General features: G+C 38.0%; 17 protein-coding genes. 3 read left to right on the top strand and 14 right to left on the bottom strand.

Annotated features, from left to right (window positions below; genetic code table 11):
- Positions 1-231: 231 nt before the first annotated feature.
- The 3 genes from HMPREF9706_RS07990 to HMPREF9706_RS07980 form a co-directional block, all read right to left on the bottom strand.
- Positions 232-1,641, bottom strand: a complete 1,410-nt coding sequence (locus HMPREF9706_RS07990) for an aldehyde dehydrogenase family protein (RefSeq protein WP_040444760.1) — start codon at positions 1,639-1,641, stop codon at positions 232-234.
- Positions 1,642-2,006: 365 nt separating this feature from the next.
- Positions 2,007-2,756 (bottom strand): nucleoside phosphorylase, encoded by a 750-nt coding sequence (locus tag HMPREF9706_RS07985; RefSeq protein WP_006908865.1) that lies wholly within the window; start codon positions 2,754-2,756, stop codon positions 2,007-2,009.
- Between the two features lie 24 nt (positions 2,757-2,780).
- Positions 2,781-3,308, bottom strand: coding sequence for a GNAT family N-acetyltransferase (locus tag HMPREF9706_RS07980; RefSeq protein WP_040444667.1), 528 nt, complete (start codon positions 3,306-3,308; stop codon positions 2,781-2,783).
- Positions 3,309-3,641: 333 nt separating this feature from the next.
- Here HMPREF9706_RS07980 and HMPREF9706_RS07975 point away from each other — a divergent pair, with 333 nt between their 5' ends.
- Both HMPREF9706_RS07975 and HMPREF9706_RS07970 read left to right on the top strand, forming a co-directional pair.
- Positions 3,642-3,908 carry a type II toxin-antitoxin system prevent-host-death family antitoxin gene (locus HMPREF9706_RS07975; RefSeq protein WP_006908863.1) on the top strand — a complete coding sequence of 89 codons (267 nt, stop codon included), beginning with the start codon at positions 3,642-3,644 and terminating at the stop codon, positions 3,906-3,908.
- Positions 3,901-4,215 (top strand): type II toxin-antitoxin system RelE/ParE family toxin, encoded by a 315-nt coding sequence (locus tag HMPREF9706_RS07970; RefSeq protein WP_006908862.1) that lies wholly within the window; start codon positions 3,901-3,903, stop codon positions 4,213-4,215. The genes HMPREF9706_RS07975 and HMPREF9706_RS07970 overlap by 8 nt, the downstream gene beginning before the upstream one ends.
- 151 nt (positions 4,216-4,366) lie before the next feature.
- On the opposite strand, the gene HMPREF9706_RS07965 is transcribed toward HMPREF9706_RS07970, so the two are convergent.
- From HMPREF9706_RS07965 to HMPREF9706_RS07925, 9 genes are all read right to left on the bottom strand, one after another.
- The gene (locus tag HMPREF9706_RS07965; RefSeq protein WP_006908861.1) at positions 4,367-4,573 is read right to left on the bottom strand and encodes a helix-turn-helix transcriptional regulator; all 207 of its coding nucleotides are present in this window, start codon (positions 4,571-4,573) and stop codon (positions 4,367-4,369) included.
- 9 nt (positions 4,574-4,582) lie between these two features.
- A complete protein-coding gene (locus tag HMPREF9706_RS07960) occupies positions 4,583-4,900 on the bottom strand; it encodes a DUF6442 family protein (RefSeq protein ID WP_006908860.1) in 318 nt (105 codons plus the stop codon).
- A 330-nt stretch (positions 4,901-5,230) separates the two neighbouring features.
- The gene (locus HMPREF9706_RS07955) at positions 5,231-7,231 is read right to left on the bottom strand and encodes an ABC transporter permease (RefSeq protein WP_006908859.1); all 2,001 of its coding nucleotides are present in this window, start codon (positions 7,229-7,231) and stop codon (positions 5,231-5,233) included.
- Entirely contained in the window at positions 7,231-7,983 is a 753-nt protein-coding gene (locus HMPREF9706_RS07950) for an ABC transporter ATP-binding protein (RefSeq protein WP_006908858.1), read from the bottom strand. The genes HMPREF9706_RS07955 and HMPREF9706_RS07950 overlap by 1 nt, the downstream gene beginning before the upstream one ends.
- 86 nt (positions 7,984-8,069) lie before the next feature.
- Complete coding sequence (locus HMPREF9706_RS07945) at positions 8,070-8,972, bottom strand: sensor histidine kinase (RefSeq protein WP_006908857.1); 903 nt, start codon at positions 8,970-8,972, stop codon at positions 8,070-8,072.
- Positions 8,956-9,654, bottom strand: a complete 699-nt coding sequence (locus tag HMPREF9706_RS07940; protein ID WP_006908856.1) for a response regulator transcription factor — start codon at positions 9,652-9,654, stop codon at positions 8,956-8,958. Before HMPREF9706_RS07940 ends, HMPREF9706_RS07945 begins: the two co-directional genes overlap by 17 nt.
- 195 nt (positions 9,655-9,849) lie before the next feature.
- Positions 9,850-10,458 carry a ParB N-terminal domain-containing protein gene (locus HMPREF9706_RS07935; protein ID WP_006908855.1) on the bottom strand — a complete coding sequence of 203 codons (609 nt, stop codon included), beginning with the start codon at positions 10,456-10,458 and terminating at the stop codon, positions 9,850-9,852.
- A 42-nt stretch (positions 10,459-10,500) separates the two neighbouring features.
- Positions 10,501-10,971 carry a GNAT family N-acetyltransferase gene (locus HMPREF9706_RS07930; protein WP_006908854.1) on the bottom strand — a complete coding sequence of 157 codons (471 nt, stop codon included), beginning with the start codon at positions 10,969-10,971 and terminating at the stop codon, positions 10,501-10,503.
- Positions 10,972-11,164: 193 nt separating this feature from the next.
- On the bottom strand, positions 11,165-14,302 hold the full coding sequence (locus tag HMPREF9706_RS07925) for a type I restriction endonuclease subunit R (protein WP_006908852.1): 3,138 nt from the start codon (positions 14,300-14,302) through the stop codon (positions 11,165-11,167).
- A gap of 96 nt (positions 14,303-14,398) precedes the next feature.
- Here HMPREF9706_RS07925 and HMPREF9706_RS07920 point away from each other — a divergent pair, with 96 nt between their 5' ends.
- Positions 14,399-14,992, top strand: coding sequence for a restriction endonuclease subunit S (locus tag HMPREF9706_RS07920; protein WP_040444664.1), 594 nt, complete (start codon positions 14,399-14,401; stop codon positions 14,990-14,992).
- Here HMPREF9706_RS07920 and HMPREF9706_RS07915 read toward each other — a convergent pair.
- Together HMPREF9706_RS07915 and xerA are read right to left on the bottom strand one after the other, a co-directional pair.
- A complete protein-coding gene (locus HMPREF9706_RS07915) occupies positions 14,989-15,534 on the bottom strand; it encodes a restriction endonuclease subunit S (RefSeq protein ID WP_006908850.1) in 546 nt (181 codons plus the stop codon). The genes HMPREF9706_RS07920 and HMPREF9706_RS07915 overlap by 4 nt on opposite strands.
- Positions 15,535-15,545: 11 nt before the next feature.
- Positions 15,546-16,529, bottom strand: a complete 984-nt coding sequence (gene xerA / locus HMPREF9706_RS07910) for a site-specific tyrosine recombinase/integron integrase (protein ID WP_006908849.1) — start codon at positions 16,527-16,529, stop codon at positions 15,546-15,548.
- Between the last annotated feature and the right edge of the window lie 100 nt (positions 16,530-16,629).

Genomic DNA, 16,629 nt, shown 5'->3' with positions numbered 1-16,629 from the left:
TGTTTTAGGCAATAAATTTACATCTTATCATAAGCTTTATCATAAATATTTTCAAGCTTTTTCTAATTTTTCATCATTTATTCTCATCAATATGCCATATAAATAAAGAATATGAGCTGAGCTGATCGATGATAATGCATCTGTGACATAAAATAAAAAGGAACTAAGTTGCCTAAGGCCACTTAATTCCTAAGAAATATTCATTGATTCTATTAACAAAGAGTCTCTATTCTACGCTCTCACATTAATGGTCTTGGTTTCTAAGTATTCTTCTAGCCCTTCAATGCCACCTTCTCGACCATAACCACTCAGCTTGTAGCCACCAAAAGGTGTCCCGATTTCGCCAGGTCCATCATTTACTGTGATGGTTCCGGTACGAACCAACTTCGCTACTTCGAGGGCTTCTTCTTGATTGCCAAATACAGCACCGGATAAACCATAGTCTGTATCATTGGCAACCTCGATTGCTTCTTTTTTATCTTTCACATAGATGACACAAAGGACCGGTCCAAATATTTCATCTCTAGCAATAACCGCATCATTCTTCACATCATTAAAGACAATCGGATTGACATAGTAACCTTTTTCTGGGAAGTCATAATTCCCTTCGATTAAAACATCCGCAATCTCTTTACCCTTTTCAATATAATCGGTGACCTTATCATATTGTTTTTTAGAGGCTAAAGGTCCAGCTATGCTATTGCGGTCATTAGGGTCTCCGACTTTAAAATCGGGGAATTGTTTTTTGATTTCTGCTTCAAACTCTTCACGGACCGATTCTAAAACGATAGCACGCGACCAAGCTGAGCAAGTTTGTCCCGTATTTTCGATGACGATCGCTAGCAGTTGTTTGACACCAAGTTCGAGATTTTCCTTATCTAAAAAGATAGCTGGGGATTTACCACCTAGTTCTAAGGTCGTTCTTTTAACCGTTTCTTGGGCCAATTTTGCCACTTCACTTCCACCTTTAGTCGATCCCGTAAAGGAAATAACATCAATATATTTACTTGTGGCGATCGCATTACCGACTTCACCACCCACTCCGGTTACTAGGTTCAAGACCCCCTTTGGAAGGCCCGCTTTTTCAAGTCCATCTACGACGTAATAGGCAACAAGCGGTGTCTGTTGACTTGGCTTCAAGACAATGGTATTACCCGCTAAAATCGCAAATACAATTTTTTGAATAATTTGTCCAAGCGGATAATTCCAAGGCGTTAAACATCCAACGACTCCCGCCGGTTCTTTTACAATAAGGGCTCCGCCATCTCTTCTTGAGAACTCATAATCTTTTACGATGTTGATATATTTTTCAACACGGTTGATTTGAGATTGGACATGTGTCTTTTTAGAAAACTTAATTGGAGATCCTAATTCCTTGGTAATTAATTCAGCAATTTCATCAAGATTTTCTTTTAGATAGGCTGCGAATTTCTTCATGATTTCAATACGTTCATCAAAACTGGTTAAGCTAAACGTTTTAAACGCTTCTTTTGCAGCTAGGGCAGCCTTTTCAACATCTTCTGCATTTCCTCGAGGAACTCTTCCGATAATTTCATTTGTGGCTGGGTTTTCTACTTCGATAAATTCCCCAGAAGTAGAATCTACATACTCACCATTGATATATAATTTTTCGAATTTCATAATACCTCCATTTGCTTGCCGATCAACATTCAACTTCTTTAGATCCTCAATTGGATTATCCTCGCGCACCTCCTTTTTATTTTTAGAGATCATAGATACACATTTATAGTTTACAAGGATTTTCATCCAATGTCTAATAACTCGATCGAATGCGGTTAAATATAGGGTACACATCATAAATTTCTAGTACTGTCTTTACCAGTCAAATAGCCCCTTTTTAGATGCTTCTCCTACATTCAAAACTTTTACGAACTCTATCCTTATTAAATATTACTTTTTAAATGCCTAATTTATTCCCTAAGAAATTAGAATAAGGGTATAATTCCTATTATCTCTATTTTTAATAATTCCTTTATTTGTCTAGCTTATATTTCTTTTAATAGTTTTAAAGCCAGATACAACTTTCCAAGATCATGGTTGGCACTATGGAGTCCCTCAACTTCATAAGAAGCCTCATTTAATACATCGCCCGCCTCAAGAAAGTTATAAAGTTCCAGTCCGTAAAAATCACAAGCTGCTTGCACACCGGCCAATTCCATTTCGACGGCGATACAGCCCTCCGACTTCCTCTTTGAAACAAGCCCACGCGTCTCACGAAGCATCACATCTGTCGTCCAGACCTTTCCCTTAGTATGGGGCACATTTTCGCTAATAAAAAATCTTTCTAGCTTATCATGGTTTTTGATAGCCAGATAATCTGAAGGAGCTGCATAATAATAAGACGCCCCTTCACCTCGATAAACCTCGGTCGGTATAATATACTTACCAAAGGTCTGTTCTTTATCGAGGCTCCCACAAGATCCAAACATAATAAACTTGTTAGCACCTGTAAGCCAATTAACTTCGACACAATCTGTTGAGGCAAGAGCTGAACCCATCATCGTAAGATAAAAGGCAAATTCTTGACCTTCAAAGGTGCTTTTATAGACTGACCTTGACCCACTTGTAGATCCGATATGAGCAATTTCTTGGCAGTCAAAGTGATCAAGTAAGTGATCCAATATATTGTTGGATAATATGATCAAGCATTTATCTACCAAATATTTCTTTTCACCGTAAAAATCTTTTAAGCTGATAACTGGCTCTGTATCCTTATCATAACTATCTATTATCATCTTTTCACCTATTACCCTTTTACTTTATTGATTATCGATCCAATACCTTTGAACAGTCTTACCCTCGGAATTAACAAACTCATTTTCAAGGACGCCACCATTCTTAATAATCGACTTTGCGGATCCAATATTATCTTTATCGCATACCATGAGTACTCTTTTAATTCCTAGCTTTTTACACTCGATCAATGCCAGTCGAACCATTTCAGTGGCATAGCCTTTTCTTCGTTCACTCGGTCTTATCCCATCCCCAATATGCCCGGCTTCTTTCAAAAGCCATTCATTCAGAGAATGTCGAATATTGACTGCTCCCAATAGCCTGTCTCTTTCTTCATCTAGCAGAAAGAACACAGAATCGGGAACGCGATCTTCTGTTTTGGTTTTTATTTCTAAGTGGTTTAAGTAATGATCAAAATCATGGTAATCATTTTTAAAGATTGACCACGGAGCAGTGTTGGTATGATTCATTGCGTGGTCAAGCTTCCATTCATCAATCATCTCACCCAGTTTTGTTTCATACTCTTTAGTTAACTTAATTAATTTGACTTTCATCGATTGTATTTGTCTCCCTCCATAGCGTTGACCGCATCCATTGGCTTTGTTACCTCTTAGGATGTTCTCCAAACTCTTTTATCTCGATATACACTAAGCATCTTCCCCTCTGAACATAAAGAACTTGGTAGGGTCCATTTTCAGTGGCTTGTTTCACTGTAAGATCGATAAATTGCCCTTATTTTACCATTTTAACGGAAGAATATGAAAGTGATATTTTCACATAAGGTCATCAACTTATCTCGTTTAAAGGATTGGTTAAAATATACTCAATGTCATTTATTGTTAACCTAAAGAAATAATGGTATTATATCTTTAGAAGAGGTGATATTAATGCCAAGAATTCAATCAAGTACCGATTTAAGAAATAACTACAATGACATTTCTAACTTTTGTAACGAAACCAATTCTCCCGTTTTTATTACCAAAAATGGTCGTGGAGATTTGGCCGTGATGAGTATCCAAGCATACGAACGCTTGGTTGGAAAGCACGAACTTTATGCTTTATTAGAGGCCAGTGAACAAGATGTTACTTCAGGACGAACCAAGTCCCTCAAAGACGTCATGAATGATTTAAGAAAAGAGCTAGGTCATGAATGATTATCAGATTGAAATCACTGACTCTGCGCAAACTGACTTAAAAGCGATTGTTCAATACATTCATACCGATCTAACCTCTCCTTCTACCGCATCCAAATTTCTAAATGGGATCCAAAAGGCGATGGAACAGTTAGCTTTTATGCCAGAAAAATTTCAACTTGTCAGAGATGACTACCTAGCTAATAAAGGCTATCGTTACCTAGGCTACAAAAAATACCTCATCTTCTACACCATCAACGATCGAAAACATATCGTGTTCATTCATCGAATTATCCATTCATCCAGACAATGGGAATATTTAATCTAAGGACACTCTCAGCCGAGGGTGTTTTTCGTGTCTTTTATTATCTCTTTTCAAAGTTCCTATTAGAGTCTAAACAAAGCGATTAACGAATAAATCTCCCTTCAAGACACCATAGTGTCTGATGAAGGGAGATTTTCAATTTAAGGATATGTTTCTAAAAATAGAAAAGATCTTCAAATTTCTTTTCTAATGCAATGCAAAGTATCAAAGCTAACTTAGCAGTTGGACTAAATTGTCCAGTTTCAATTGAACTAATCGTGTTTCTTGAAACACCCACTTCATCAGCTAGTTGTTGTTGGGAATAGCCTTTTTCTTTTCTGGCTTCTTTCAAATAATTTTTGAGAACTAATTTATCATCCATCATTTATCACTATTTTAACGAGATAAGATGAGCCACAAATAAAGCGATCCCTAAGATTGCCATCAGCGTTCCCATCATCAATTGTTTTCTTTCTTTTAAGTTGACATACTTTACCAATTCTCTCGTTGCCTCGATACTAAAATAAATACTCAATATCCCATAATTAAATGAATTGAAGAAAAAAGCTTCAATTCCAAATAAAACTGCAACCACAATCAAGCCAATTTGGCTCGATGATTCACCTGCCTTTTTTAAGGTATCAACCATCATTTCATCTTGATATTTATACTCTTGACGACTTCTTGCTAGAATTTCATCTCGTTCCATATTCATTCTCCTTTTTTGGTTTGCCAAGTTTACTTGGTATCCAAATTATATCAATGCCAAGTTTTATTGTCAATGGGTCAGGACGAATATTGTAATTATTGGATGATGACTCCTTTAATATCTATCAAGAACATTTTTACTCTCGTTTATTTCTGATCTAAATAGTCATTTGTATTTAGTTTGAACAAAAGTACGACGCTCTCCACATGTGTTGGATTTATTGGATCTTTACAACCAGCAATGAGCATAAATAACCCAGCGATTCATGGAAAATCCATTTAATTATTATGGTAAGAATGATAGTTAGATACTCTCAACATTAAGGAGCCTTTATTTATTATTCGGTGAATTATCCTGGTTGACTAAGCGATAATAAACTCCTGAACTCATCAAATAAAAGACTAAGTAAACCAGTATAAAAGCTAAAACAATGATTAAAATAGAGGAAATAATTAATACTTGATCGTTCACTAGTAAGATTGTCTGCAAAGTACCAAAAACTAAACGCCAAGCTGCCAGAGTATGCACCATGGCGGCGATCAAAGGTAAGATAAAGATCCATAAAATTTGCGAACGAATCGTCTGCTTGATCATTCCTTCGTCTAAGCCCACCCTTTTCATAATGTTATAATTAATCTGGTCACTTAATCCTTCAGATAATTGCTTATAGTAAAGCAATAGACCGATCCCCATCATCAAAATCACAGATACTAAGACCCCTAGATATAGTAATCCCCCATTAACCGAATAGAGTTCTCGTTTCATTTGTTGTCGAGAATACAAAACTAATCCCTTTTGAAGCAAGTCATCACTTACTAGGTTTAAGTCTTGCAAGTCGCCTTGCGCATCAAAGAAATAACGATAATTGATTGGGTTCTCACTTAAGTGATCTGCACCTAGATCGGCCATTCGATAACTAGCTTGGACTTGTTTTAAATCTGACCCTTCAGGTACAACAATGGCCAAGCTGTCGACTGCCATGTTCCATGAAGCCATCTTTTTGGCTGGAGCTTTCACTTTGTAATGCTGATTTGCAAGCTCAATTTCTTGCGGCAATTCTAAATCTGGTCGATTTGAAGCTAAGAGAATTTCGTTGGCTGCCAGTTCAACATGCTCATTGGTCCGTGCTTGATAGGAAGCCAAATCTTCCACTAGAAGATAAAAACCTTGCACGTCAGACTTACCTTGAGCATTAAGTGGTACTTCATGCAAGACCCCATCCTGGAGGTAGGCGATTGTCTGCAATGATTGGTGGAAGAATCCATTTGAAATCATCACCCGCTCTGTAACCTGCTGAATTCCCTGGTCCAGTAGTTCTTTCGCCGCTTCAGAAGGAATATCTAGATTAGCTTCTTCCAAAAGATATTCTCGTTCTAGCACCTGATCTCCTGCCTGATTCATATTGCGGTAGAGCGATAAGGTTAATCCTAGTGTTAAAATAACCCCAGTCGATAAAATCGCAATGGAAGCAAGACTCACCGCATTGGCTTTCATCCGATACAGCATCCCCGATAGAGAAAGAAAGTGTGCTTTTTTATAATAAAAGTTGGGTCTCCTTTTAAGTGCCTTTAAACCCCAGATGCTTAAAGAAGTAAAGATCAAATAAGTGCCCGCGATAACCAATAAAGTTGCTAGGAAAAAAATCGGAATGGAATTGAAAAGATTACCCGATTGATTGGCTTTTACATAGCCCAAAATTAAAAGTCCTAAGCCTAAGATTCCTAACATCAGATTACCATTCGGTTCCTTCTCACCTCTACGACTGGCTTGCAACCAATCAACAGGTTTTAAGTGATGTAATTGCCAAAGTGTTTGCAGCCTTAGTAATACTTGCAAACCAAGATAGAGAGACACAACCACCCCCGCGGCTATTAGAGAAAAAGGATACTCCATTAAAGGCACGCCGGTTTCATTCATCATGCGATTTAATAATAAAAACATTAAGCTACCGATAAGGTAACCCTCCAGCACAGCGATTGGAACCACCAAAGCGGTTTTGATTAATCGTTCTTTGGCTAACATACGACGGATGTGTTTATTTTCTAAACCTAAAATTGTGTAGAGTCCCATTTCAGCTTTCCGTTGCTTTTGCGAAAAATTCTCGGCATAAAGAATAAAGATGACCGATAAAATACCTCCAATTAAACAACCTAACTTCATAATTGTTGGAAGGACTTGATGACGTGTCTGGATATAATGGTTATCAATCAGGGACACCATCACAAATTCTAAGGCTAACATCAAAGCAATCGCAAAAACATAGGGTAAATTGAGACGACGATGAGCTTTAAAATTGCGCCAAGCAAGCTTCCAGGAAATACGATGACTCATTAGGCTTGCTCCTTTCGATTTAATAAGGCAAGACTATTCGCAATCTGTTCTTGGAAAGTCAGATTGGTCATATGTCCTCGATAAATTTCATGGAAGACAATCCCATCTTGGATAAAGAGGACCCGATTAGCTGCAGAGGCTGTTTTAATAGAATGGGTGACCATGAGAATGGTGTGGCCTGCTTGGTTAATTTTTTGAAAGAGGGCCATCATCTGATCAGCGGTCTTAGAATCCAAAGCACCCGTTGGTTCATCGGCTAAAATCAAGGTCGGCTGAGTGATGAGGGCTCTTGCGATGGCAATACGTTGCTTTTGACCACCAGAAAGTTCGTAAGGGAATTTATTTAACAAAGACTCTATGCCAATTTGCTGAGCGACTTGCGCTAACCTTTCTTTCATAGCTTGTGGTTGATAATCAGATAGGACTAAAGGCAATAGGATATTATCAGCATTATTAAAGATGTCTAAAAGGTTAAAATCTTGGAATACAAAGCCAAGTTCTTCCCGGCGGAACTTAGCAGAGTCTTGCTGAGAGATGCTGGCTAAATTCCTACCATTTAATATCACTTGCCCTGCACTAGCCTGATCTAAGCTAGCGAGGATATTGAGTAATGTTGTCTTACCAGAGCCAGACTCCCCCATGATTGCAATAAATTCCCCTTGATCTACCTCAAAATTTATATCTTTCAAAGCTTGCGTTCGATTGTTCATGTGTCCATAGGTCTTCTGTAAATGTTCAACTTTCAATAACATAGAATCCATCCTTTCTTTTATACTCCTACTATAAAGAATCACAAAAAAGCCTGCCTTTATCTAAGTTTACAAAGCAGGCTTTAATCTTACAATTTTGTAAGTTGATTATTAAAAGTGATCGTAAAGCAGGTCCCTTGCCCTGGTTCGGATCTAACGGTTACCTTTTGATGTAGGCGCTGACTAATTTGATCCACGAGGTATAAACCTAATCCAGAGGATTCGCAATGAAGCTGACCATTAAAACCTGAGTAACCCTTATCAAAAATTTTTTTTAAGTCACTGTCTGAGATTCCTAATCCTTGATCACTAATTAGGAGGATCTGATCTTGGGAGTTGTATCTGATGGTGGTTAAGGTCCCCTTGCCATATTTGAGCGCATTATTAAGAATCTGTTCAATCATCAGTTGAGTCCAATTTCCGTCAGTAATGACCTGATCTTTAATAGGATGATATTCTAGCCGAGTATGGTTATGTATAAAAGACCAACGGTAGCGTTGTAAAAGAGGCGCGATCAAATCATCTAGAACGATAGGCTGAATCATTAGATCGGTTGCTGGATTTTGAATTTTTAAATAAGCTAAAGCTGTGCGAGTATAATTATCAATGGCCAGCATTTGCTGTTCAAGATCATTTTTACTAAGCTCGACTTGACTGTCTAACATTAATCGAATGGCCGCAATGGGTGTTTTTATCTGATGAATCCAATGGATAAAATAATCGTCCAAGTCTTTTTGCTGACGAAGCATCTGTGACTTCAAGTCATAGAGTTCTTGACCTCGTTTATCCAGCTGGGCTTTGAGTTGAACTTGGTGATTAAAAAGCCAAAAGCGAATAATCAAATAGCAACCATCAATAAATAAAAGCCAAATCAGGCACAGCCGACCATAAGCCGGCTCAAGAGGACTCAGGTAGAAAATAAACCCTACGACTAACAGTGTGATAACCATAAGGCAAAGTTCTGCTAGACAAGTTTTAAAAAATGCTTTCATCTTCATCCTCCACGCTTGCTAAGCCATAGCCCATGCCTTTTTTGGTTTGAATCAGTCCATCCAATCCTAACTGAGCTAATTTTTTTCGTAAACGATGGATATTCACCGCTAAGGTATTATCATCGATATAGTCTTGGCCCAACCAACAAGCTTCAATCAGTTGTTCGCGACTAACCCAGTCGCCTTGAGCTTTGATCAGGGTTTGTATGATTTGAAGCTCGGTCTTAGTCAAGTTAAGGCTTTGATCTTGGTAGGTCAACTGCGAGCGTGTGGCTTTGAGCTCCAAACCTTGATAAGTTAGCAAAGGAGAGGATAACTTAAAATCATAAGATCGTCTAAGCAAAGCTTGAATTTTAGCTACTAAGACAGGCAACTCGATCGGCTTCGTTATAAAATCATCGCCACCCATCTGCATTGCTAACACTTTATCTATTGCTTCATCGCGTGAAGAGATAAAAATAATCGGCAATTGAGATAACTGGCGAATTTCTTGACACCAATAATAACCATTATAATGGGGTAGATTAACATCTAAGAGTATAAGATGAGGCTCAAAAGCTTGGAAATTATCAAGAATCCTATCAGAATCAGTGACAATTTCGACCTCATAATGCCACTGGATTAAGTAATCTTTTAAGAGTCGTGCAATAACCTGATCATCCTCTATGATTAAAATACGCAATTTGCTTCTCTCCTCTTTGTCCTATTTATTCTGTGACTTTGATTTGATCGTCACTGTTTGACCATTTCACTAAGCCTACCACCCCACTAGGTGGTTCTTCACAAGCAGTGTTACTAAGGATATTTTTCTAATCAGTACAACACAAAGACTAGCAGAAGGCTATGTCTCATATCCCTAAGCAAATCACCCACTTACTCACTCTCTCGACATATAATACGCCTCGCAAAACTTATCCCACTTATCTACATATTCCTCATGATCGAGCAAGACCAAATCTTTTATGGTATGGATATTTCTTCTTCTTGCTTCATCCAGGAAATAGTCAAAGCCATAAAAGGATTCACTAAGATAGGCGTATACCTGCTTAAATCCCAGGCTATCTGCTAGGTAGAGGCGTGTGTGACCATCTAGCGACACGTATGTGCCTTCACGCTTAACAACTGGGATGATCACGTCTTCTTCGCTATTGACAAAGCTTTTAACGGCCTCTAATTTATCTCTATCAATAAAAAACTGTATGGGCTGGATGTTAGCTAAATCCAGCTTAAAAAGCGCTACTTCTTTGAATTTCTTCACAAGCCTACCGCTTTGATCATAAAATGTTGTGATGTGCTTTGCATTAAATCGAAATTCTTCAATAACCTCGTCAAAGTAGGCTTTATCCCCTTTTATAAGGGCCTCGCTCTGTGAGATGATAATAATTTCTACAGGCAAATCGCCATCTGCTATGTAGCAACCGTGCTGATTGAGTGCTTCTTGACTGAAGCGCTGATCATCATAGGTATTAATTCTAATTATGCTCATTGCTTCTCCTTAAAATTCACAGGTAGTTATGATTCGATAGTTTCACTCACCCAAATACTTCACATATATTTGACAAGGGTTCCACTTATCCCATAAACTGGGGAAAACTTCCAACTCCTTATACCCCATTGCCTTATAAAAGTTATTGGTGATGTCATACTCTTCGTAATGGCCGGACTGAACAGTCTTTACTTGAGTGTAAGTGTAGCCTAAGTTTCTGGCTAACTGTTCGTAGGCTTGGTTTAGTTGTCTTGCTGCACCTTGGCGGTGGAATTTCTTCTTTACGCCCATGACAAAAATTTCTGCGCAGTCGGGGCTGCTCGCGCTAAGCACGACAAAGCCCACTAGCTCCTTATTATAAAAGCTTGCCAAGAAGGGTTTCTCTTGTGAGTCCTTAATGTATTCTTCGGTGCTCTCGGGCAAGCCGAACCACTCTGGTAAGTCCTTAAGTACGGCACTTGCGATTCTTTCTTTTTCTTTTTTATCGATGATTTCTCTTATAATAAATTCCATGCTATCGATAATCCATTAAACCCTTTCATCGGTAATGATATGACGAACGCCGATTTGATCAGATTGAAGATATTCTTTCAAATTGGCACTGTGCTAGATCCCAACTATAATAGCGTTGATATACCGGAATCAAAAATTGTTTATTACCATTTAAAATAGCATAAATATTTCCTTTGGTTGCGTCCATTTTTCCCTATTTCTTATCCCCATAATTGCTAGATTCTTCTGCAACCATCAAGTGTGTATCTTGATTAAGTAAATAGTTTATCTTATTATTTGATTCCGTATTCTCTTCCATATCAGAATTATCTGTCCAAAGCTCACACTGAGTCATTACAGTTTCTACAGCATCATCCATTCCATCAGGTGGATATCTATGGCTTCTAAGAAGTTTCTTGATCATCATACGCATTCTAGCTCTTGCAGAATCACGCTTTTGCCAATCAATAGTACGGTTCTTTCTAAGTGTATCTGCTAGTTCCTTAGTAATAGCAATTAATTCTTCATTTTCATAGAAGTCCTTGATGGCCTGTGGCTTTGTAAGTGCATCATAGAATGCAAGCTCATCTGCAGTAAGACCAAGCTGTTCGCCTTCTTCATGCGCTTGTGCAATCTGTTTAGCAAGGTTAAGAAGTTCTTCAATTACCTGCTCATTTGTAAGCATTCCATTAAGGTATGCATTCATTGCCTGTTGAATGATCTCACTGAATTTTTGAGACTTTACAACGTTCGTATGCTTGTATATCTTTACCTGTTCAGAGATCAACTTCTTAAGTACTTCCACTGCGAGGTTCTTTTCTTTCATCTTAGAAATTTCATCTAAGAATTTAGGATCAAACAAATTAAATTCGCCAGACACATCAGAGAACAGGTTAATAACGCCTTCACTCTTTATACTGGCTTTAAGCAGCTCATTGATACGTGCATTAATCACAGGAAGCGGTATTTTCTTGCCTTCTCCATCATTCATAATTCTTGTAACGAGAACTCTAACCGACTCAAAGAATGCAGCTTCAATACGAAGTTCTCTTTCTACAAGTGATGCACATAATGACAAAGCCTGCTTCAAAAGAAGTGATTCTTTTAAGTAGTCCTCGCGCTCTTTTTTTCTAATTGGTGCAACAATAAAGTTAACTGCACCGCTAATAGCTCTAGATCTTTCAAGATCAGTTCCTTCCATGAACTTAGAATAATCGTATCCATGGAACAAATCTCTACAGATTGAAATCTTCTCTAAAAACTTAGGATATGCCACCTTAGCAACATCAGTATCTCTGTAGTTCTTCTTATCACGCGCAGTATAATCATTCATGGCCTGTTTCAATGCAGATGCAATACCTACATAATCTACAACTAAACCACCTTCTTTATCTTTAAACACACGATTCACTCTAGCAATAGCCTGCATCAAGTTATATCCATGCATTGGCTTATAGACATACATTGTTGCAAGAGAAGGAACATCAAATCCTGTAAGCCACATATCTACGACAATCGCGATTTTTAATGGACTTTCATTATCTTTAAAAGACATTGCAAGCTCGTCTTTGTGACTCTTGTTTCCGATAATTTGGCTCCATTCTTCCGGATCTTTATTGCTACTGGTCATTACCACAGCAACCTTATCAGTCCAACCTGGACGTAGTTCAAGAATTCTCTTGTAAATCTTCATCGCAATTGAACGCGAATATGCAACAATCATGGCTTTACCGGTAAGCAAGTTTTCTCTGTAATTCTCATAATGATCAAGTATATCACCAACAAGAGAATCTATCGTCTTGTCATTGCCAAGGATAGCTTCCATTTGTCCAAGCTCTTTTTTACTTTTTTCAATAACATAAGCATCTGCATTTTCAGCCATAATATCATATTCCTGATCAATCAAACGCAATGTCTGCTCATCAAGCTTCAACTTCATAACACGACTCTCATAATAAACAGGTCTTGTAGCACCATCCTCTACTGCCTGAGTCATGTCATAGATATCAATATAATCTCCGAATACTTCTCTTGTATTTCTGTCTTTCATAGATACCGGAGTACCGGTAAATCCAATATAGGTTGCATTCGGTAAGGCATTACGAATAATACGAGCAGAACCGATTTTAATTTCACCAGTCTTCTCATCTACTCTCTCTTTTAATCCATACTGACCTCTGTGCGCCTCATCTGCCATAACAATAATATTTCTACGTTCAGACAGACATTCGAAGGATTCCTCAAACTTCTGCATAGTCGTAAAGATGATTCCATTAACCTGTCTACCTTCAAGAAGTTCTTTCAAGTTTGCCCTACTTGAAGCATGCACTGGTTCTTGTCTAAGGAAATCTTTACACTTCATAAACTGACCGTATAGCTGATCATCAAGGTCGTTACGGTCTGTAATGACAACGATAGTTGGGCTATTCAATGCGGTCTGTAATAAATGTGCATAAAATACCATAGATAAAGATTTACCGCTGCCCTGTGTATGCCAGAACACACCGCCCTTTCCGTCAGTTTTGCAAGCGTGCTTTGAAGATTCAATAGCTTTGTTTACCGCAAAATACTGATGGTATCCTGCCAAAATTTTGAAACGTTTTATGCCTTCATTCGAGAAACAAATGAAGTTTTTTATAATATCAAGCAAGCGCGCTCTCTCAAACATTCCTTCAAAGAAAGTATCAAATTGAGCATACTGCGTATTTTCATAATTTCCATCTTTCGTCTTCCACTCCATAAAGCGGTCTTCTCCAGATGTAATAGTTCCAGCTTTTGAAGTCAAATGATCACTCATAACGCAGATACAGTTATAGATAAACATAGATGGAATCTCATGCATATAATTTCTAATCTGCAAAAATGCTTCAGAAGCAGCCGTTTCTTCTCTTGATGGAGATTTTAACTCAACAAGAACGACAGGAAGTCCGTTCAAGAACAAAAGTATATCTGGACGCTTAATGCTATTTTCAACGAAAGTCCACTGATTAGCGACTACATAGGAGTTATTGTCAGGATTACTGTAGTCAACCAAATATACGAGACCGGAACGTTCCTCACCTTTTACAAAATAGCGCACTTCAACACCATGCTGAATATAGTCCATAAAGACAGCATTCTTCTGTACTAATTCACCATTCTCGAAGTTATGCAATTTATAGAGAGCATCTCTTATCGCATCATCCGGCATATCCGGGTTCAGACGATACAATGCCTCCTCTAATTCTTCTTCATATAATGGACTGTGTAAATCGTGCTCTAGACTAGGCGCATATACATAGCGATATCCCATTTCTTGAAACAGCTCTATTACTGATTTTTCATAGTCTGCTTCGGTATAAAATCCTGACATATATTTCAACTCCTTTGTTTATTTTTAGATTAATCTCTTATCGTTCGAGTGGTAAATAAGAATTTAGAGCAGCAAGCTCAGACAATATATCAGCAGATGTTTGTTGATAATGCAAGCTCAGACTGGGCAGAAGGTACATTGAGCGACATAGCTGATATTACAATGGGACAGTCCCCAAGTGGCAGTAGCTATAATGAAGATGGTAATGGCACGATTTTCTTCCAAGGTCGAGCCGAATTTGGTTTCAGATTTCCAACGGTTCGTCTTTATACAACTGAACCAAAGCGAATAGCTTGTGCTAATGATACTTTAATGAGTGTTCGAGCACCTGTCGGTGATCTGAATGTGGCTCATACCGATTGTTGTATCGGTCGAGGACTTGCAGCTATTCATTCAAAAAATAATCATCAATCTTTCGTGCTATACACAATGCTTTCTCTCAAAAAGCAGTTAGATGTTTTTAATGGAGAGGGTACTGTGTTTGGTTCGATTAACAGAAATTCATTGAATGAAATGCCTCTCCTTATACCATCAAGTAAAAAGCTTGATGAATTTGAGGTATTAGTTGCTCCAATAGATGCCGCTATTCGCAACAATTACGATGAAATCTGTCGTTTAGAGCAACTCCGAGATACCCTTTTGCCAAAACTGATGTCCGGTGAGCTTGATGTCTCCAACATCGACCTCTAAGCCGCTAAATTCTTATTTATCTTCACATTCTCTTCAATCTTGTCATCAATGGTTCCAAGTATTTCTGCTATCTTGTGCTGTTCTTCAATCGTTTCAGGAACCTTGACAACAATTTCTCTCATGGTTTTCCCAGAAACTTCTTTGAATGTAGTTCCACTACCCATATTCTCAATATTTTCTTTGTTATATTTCAGCAGATAATACAAAAACAAGAAGTCCGTATTCTCATTTGGAACCACGCTCTTAAAGCCCTGGTTTGTGCACACCTCATTTTCAGCGATTGCGACATATCCGATTGGTGCTCTGGAAGTAAACAGAACTGAATTTTTCGGCATCAACTGTGCTGAACAACTTTTTAATCCTGTTTCCGTAATATTTCTTTCACCACGAGAAATATATCTTCCAGAGAAATTAGATAAGTCCTTTGGCGTTATCCACGCAATTGTGCCGTTCTCATAGTTATCTATTTTCTTTGTGGATGGTGTTGCTCCACCAACTACTGTACCAATATCTCCGATGATACATTCTTTCCATTTGCCCATGTGCGCGCCTCCTAGCCTATATATTTTCGATGAGCAATTTTAACATTACTCTGTTTTACCATTGCGTACTGCAATGTCGTATCTATTCGTTTGTGCCCCAGAAGCTGCTGTAGCTGCTCTATTGGCATCCCCTTATCAATAGCCATCGTAGCAAGAGTTCGTCTGAATTTATGCGGATGAACTTTTTCTATTCCAAGGTTTCTTCCTATTCCTCTAAGCCTTGCTTCAATTCCACCTATTTTCATTCTATTATATGGAGACTTTAAAGACACAAATAGTGCAGGATTATCGTCCGTTCTGCTGTTCAAATACTCTTGCAAATGAATCTTGGTTCTTGCATCAAAGTATACCATTCTTTCTTTGCTACCTTTACCAAATACCACACACTCTCGTTCTTCAAAGTTAATGTCCTTTCGGTTTAAAAGCACCAATTCTCCAATTCTCATTCCGGTCGATGCCAGAATATCAATCAAAGCAAGATCTCGTAATTCAGTGCAGCTATCTCTCATTGTTTCCAAGTTTTCATCTGAATATGTCTCCTTTATAGTCGTAGCCGACTTCACTCGATGTATCCTTCTAACCGGGCTCTTGATGATGTAATCCTCATCCTCTAGCCACGAGAAGAAGCTTGAAAGAATACGACGGATATTATCTATCGTAACCTTGCTTGAATTCTTTTCTTTCTGATATCCTGTGAGATACTCTCTCAAATCATCCGTTTCAATTTCTCTGACAGGTTTTTCAACTTTATCACGCATTGCTTGAATTGTATTTCTATAATACACAAGTGACTTTTCCGAACAACCTTCAATCCTTTTTGCAGATAAAAAGTTTTCGAGTAAATCTTCACTTGTATCTTCCTGCACATTATAACTTTCAACAATTTCTTTATCGAAAAGTGCATGTTCTAATGTTTGTTGTAGTTTTTGAAGCTGTGCATTGTTGATGTATCCAAGCATTCCTTGCACGACTTCATTGATTAGTTTTTGTTTCATAGTCTATTCTCCTTTATTACTAGAGAATGACTACGGAGTGGCAGTCTCCTATATTAGCGTCTGCCACTCACAGAAGTTATTAGTATAAATAAGAATTTAG

Origin of the sequence: Facklamia hominis CCUG 36813 (genome assembly GCF_000301035.1) — a bacterium.
GTDB classification, from domain to species: Bacteria; Bacillota; Bacilli; order Lactobacillales; family Aerococcaceae; genus Facklamia; species Facklamia hominis.
This window is presented reverse-complemented; position numbering and strand designations above follow the sequence as displayed.

Bases quoted from the DNA above. Each gene is read 5' to 3' on its own strand.
- xerA (WP_006908849.1), bottom strand. From the start codon at position 16,529: ATGAAACAAAAACTAATCAATGAAGTCGTGCAAGGAATGCTTGGATAC.
- HMPREF9706_RS07955 (WP_006908859.1), bottom strand. From the start codon at position 7,231: ATGAGTCATCGTATTTCCTGGAAGCTTGCTTGGCGCAATTTTAAAGCT.
- HMPREF9706_RS07970 (WP_006908862.1), top strand. From the start codon at position 3,901: ATGAATGATTATCAGATTGAAATCACTGACTCTGCGCAAACTGACTTA.
- HMPREF9706_RS07915 (WP_006908850.1), bottom strand. From the start codon at position 15,534: ATGGGCAAATGGAAAGAATGTATCATCGGAGATATTGGTACAGTAGTT.
- HMPREF9706_RS07985 (WP_006908865.1), bottom strand. From the start codon at position 2,756: ATGATAATAGATAGTTATGATAAGGATACAGAGCCAGTTATCAGCTTA.
- HMPREF9706_RS07945 (WP_006908857.1), bottom strand. From the start codon at position 8,972: ATGAAAGCATTTTTTAAAACTTGTCTAGCAGAACTTTGCCTTATGGTT.
- HMPREF9706_RS07990 (WP_040444760.1), bottom strand. From the start codon at position 1,641: ATGAAATTCGAAAAATTATATATCAATGGTGAGTATGTAGATTCTACT.
- HMPREF9706_RS07965 (WP_006908861.1), bottom strand. From the start codon at position 4,573: ATGGATGATAAATTAGTTCTCAAAAATTATTTGAAAGAAGCCAGAAAA.
- HMPREF9706_RS07935 (WP_006908855.1), bottom strand. From the start codon at position 10,458: ATGAGCATAATTAGAATTAATACCTATGATGATCAGCGCTTCAGTCAA.
- HMPREF9706_RS07925 (WP_006908852.1), bottom strand. From the start codon at position 14,302: ATGTCAGGATTTTATACCGAAGCAGACTATGAAAAATCAGTAATAGAG.
- HMPREF9706_RS07980 (WP_040444667.1), bottom strand. From the start codon at position 3,308: ATGAAAGTCAAATTAATTAAGTTAACTAAAGAGTATGAAACAAAACTG.
- HMPREF9706_RS07930 (WP_006908854.1), bottom strand. From the start codon at position 10,971: ATGGAATTTATTATAAGAGAAATCATCGATAAAAAAGAAAAAGAAAGA.
- HMPREF9706_RS07975 (WP_006908863.1), top strand. From the start codon at position 3,642: ATGCCAAGAATTCAATCAAGTACCGATTTAAGAAATAACTACAATGAC.
- HMPREF9706_RS07960 (WP_006908860.1), bottom strand. From the start codon at position 4,900: ATGGAACGAGATGAAATTCTAGCAAGAAGTCGTCAAGAGTATAAATAT.
- HMPREF9706_RS07920 (WP_040444664.1), top strand. From the start codon at position 14,399: ATGTTTGTTGATAATGCAAGCTCAGACTGGGCAGAAGGTACATTGAGC.
- HMPREF9706_RS07950 (WP_006908858.1), bottom strand. From the start codon at position 7,983: ATGTTATTGAAAGTTGAACATTTACAGAAGACCTATGGACACATGAAC.